Below are 2,482 nucleotides of genomic sequence, written 5' to 3'. Positions count from 1 at the left end.
CATTTATAGTTGGATAAGTTCCAATACCTTTTTCAAAATCATCGTCACCAATTTTCTCTCCAACCAGTTGAACAGTCAAAAATCGTGAACCAAAATTATACTTTAGAAATGCTTCGTCTGTTTTGTTTGGAGTGTTGCTTACGGAAGAGACAATTCCATAAATTGTAATATTGCCGATTGGAATTTTAACGAAAGTTCCGATTTGTCCTATTTTGTAAAGTCTTCCGTTGATGATAGGTGCCGCCGATGGAATATCGTTAGATACTTCGACTTCAACAGTTCCCGAATCAACACGAATGATATGTCCTAAATATGTTATTTCGGTTTTCATTTTACGATTGTATCTATTGCTTCCTTTTTCCCTGAATTAGAAATAAGGAAATTTACAAGTTCATTAAAGTCGCCAAGTTTAAATTTACCGTCTGTTTCATCCCAATAAGAATCAGCCTTTTCATTAGGTTTTAGGTCAGTTGAAATGTATTCCCATTCTCCAAGGTTTCCGTTTATTATTGCTTTTTTAGGGCCGAAAACATTAAGATTCATATAAGACGAAGTTTGTTTGTGCAAACTTTCTACTTCTGAATCTTGGAAGAAAAAAACTAAGGCTGTTAGGCGATTATTTTGTCTTAAACAGTTGAATATAATTTCGTTTCTGTGTTGGTCAGAAAAAGAGTAACCTGTGAATACAAATAATAACTCACCACTTAAGAGATAATTTTTAAGCCGGTCGAAATAAGCAATGAATGGTTGTTTTTTTGATGAATCATATTTCTCTTTCGATGGATAAATTACTAACTCATTTTCCTCCTTTTTGATGTTTTCAATTTTACCAATTCGGATAATTTTTTGCGACTTTGTTTTCGGGTCTAATTTCCAAAACCAACTTAATGAACCGTGGATTTTCCAAAGTCTAATCCAGTTTTGAGTTAAGTCTTTTTTATTTACAAACTGGTCAATGCTTTCTTGCCAAAAGAAAGGCTCGTAAGAGCCAACAAAACCATCAAAGTAGGGTATTTGGCTTGCTTCTAATGATTTTTCAATTATTAGGTCATAATTAGTAGTAAAGACTTCTTTAGAGAAATCACGATTTAAAAGGCTAAGCCAAGCAAAAAACTTTTTCGTTTTTTCAATGTCAGCTTGGGCTTCTTTTTCTGCTATGATGTCGTAAATGATTGTGCATATTTCTTTGTCAAGCAACTTTGCTGATTCTCCCGTTACTCCCTCATATTTTTTATTGTCTTTTTCGCCTGTAATCTCTCTTATTCTACGAATATGATTTAATATATCTTCAATATTTATCTTACGGTCTGTAATTGCGGTTTCTAAATCGGCTTTCACAATTTTAAAATTCCCAAGAAAGTCACCAGTCAATTTTGCTTCAATGCCTGTTGTGAGTTGCTCAACATTTGGAATTTTCAATGCACAAGATGTTCCCGCACCAAAAAAGAAACCAACATTTTTCGAGTATGATAAATGTGTCTTTAATTCTCTAACTTCTCTTATTACGTTTATTTTTTCCATTGATGTTTCTCTGTCTTGTGAATATGATTATTGTTGTCCTTGTGCGGTAGGGCAAAAATAAAGGTGTTGCAACTGTGTGTGGGCTTGCGGGCAGTGTTGCACCTCTTTTATTTTTGTTGAAGCGTTGGCTTGACTTTTCATTTTTGTCTGTCTTTTTAATGGTTGCACTGTCGTCCTTAGAATGACCGCTAACTTGTAAATATGCCAGACAAAATCAGACAAAGCCTACCTTAGATTAACTTTACATTAGTGCAGAACTCCCCTACTTCTCATACGGAAAATTCCTCGACACCTTCCTCATCATCCTTTCCACCAAATCATCCGTAGAAGTGCCAAGCCCATCATCCATAGCCTTGAAAAAGCGCCAAAGCAATTCGCCATCAGGACCGTTATTTAGCGTTAGAAAGGTGCTGGCAGATCCCGTCTTACCGCCGAAACCTCCAAGTAAAACTGCACTGGCAAGTGCTACACCATCAGATTTGGTTTGCTCTTGTTCAAAACGTCCACCAAGGACGGCGTCGACGCCAAGAACTTTAGCAACCTCATCTTTGGTAAACTGGTCCATCTTTTCAAACATGCCGGCCTTTTTCAATAGAATATTCGTTTTTTCGACGTCCTGAAATGTAACGGAATAATCTTTCGCCTTGCGCAACAGGAAGGTGTACATACTTGACTGGATGGATGTTGCCATCTTTACTTCCTGCTGATTGTTCGCGTCGGCACTAAAGTTTTTGGGTTGTTTCCGGTAAGTAAGACTCACAGAAAATGGAAGTATAGCCACTAACTTATGGGTTGTAACTTCGCTTTTGAGCTTCGGGCTTTCAAATATCTGTTTTGCTGATTCACCCCATTGGGCACGAAGAGTTAATGTATTTAAAAGGATGATAGAAGCAAGTACTAAGAATTTTAATTTCATAATTTTAATTTGTGTAGGTGTAAATAATGAGGTTAGTTAATGTTC

At 36.3% G+C, this 2,482-nt stretch carries 2 protein-coding genes and 1 pseudogene; all 3 read right to left on the bottom strand.

Going from position 1 to position 2,482, the window contains the following annotated elements; translation table 11 throughout:
• Window positions 1–331, bottom strand: a pseudogene (locus tag WBJ10_RS15340) (ATP-binding protein); the annotation flags it as partial.
• A complete protein-coding gene (locus tag WBJ10_RS15335) occupies window positions 328–1,521 on the bottom strand; it encodes an SIR2 family protein (RefSeq protein WP_424291844.1) in 1,194 nt (397 codons plus the stop codon). The gene WBJ10_RS15335 and the pseudogene WBJ10_RS15340, both read right to left, overlap by 4 nt.
• Window positions 1,522–1,783: 262 nt before the next feature.
• Entirely contained in the window at window positions 1,784–2,437 is a 654-nt protein-coding gene (locus tag WBJ10_RS15330; RefSeq protein WP_424291842.1) for a hypothetical protein, read from the bottom strand.
• Between the last annotated feature and the right edge of the window lie 45 nt (window positions 2,438–2,482).

The organism is Daejeonella sp., assembly GCF_049655485.1.
Taxonomy (GTDB): Bacteria; Bacteroidota; Bacteroidia; order Sphingobacteriales; family Sphingobacteriaceae; genus Daejeonella.
This window is presented reverse-complemented; position numbering and strand designations above follow the sequence as displayed.

Excerpts from the sequence above, each read along its gene's own strand:
- WBJ10_RS15330 (WP_424291842.1), bottom strand. The coding sequence starts at position 2,437 with ATGAAATTAAAATTCTTAGTACTTGCTTCTATCATCCTTTTAAATACA.
- WBJ10_RS15335 (WP_424291844.1), bottom strand. The coding sequence starts at position 1,521 with ATGGAAAAAATAAACGTAATAAGAGAAGTTAGAGAATTAAAGACACAT.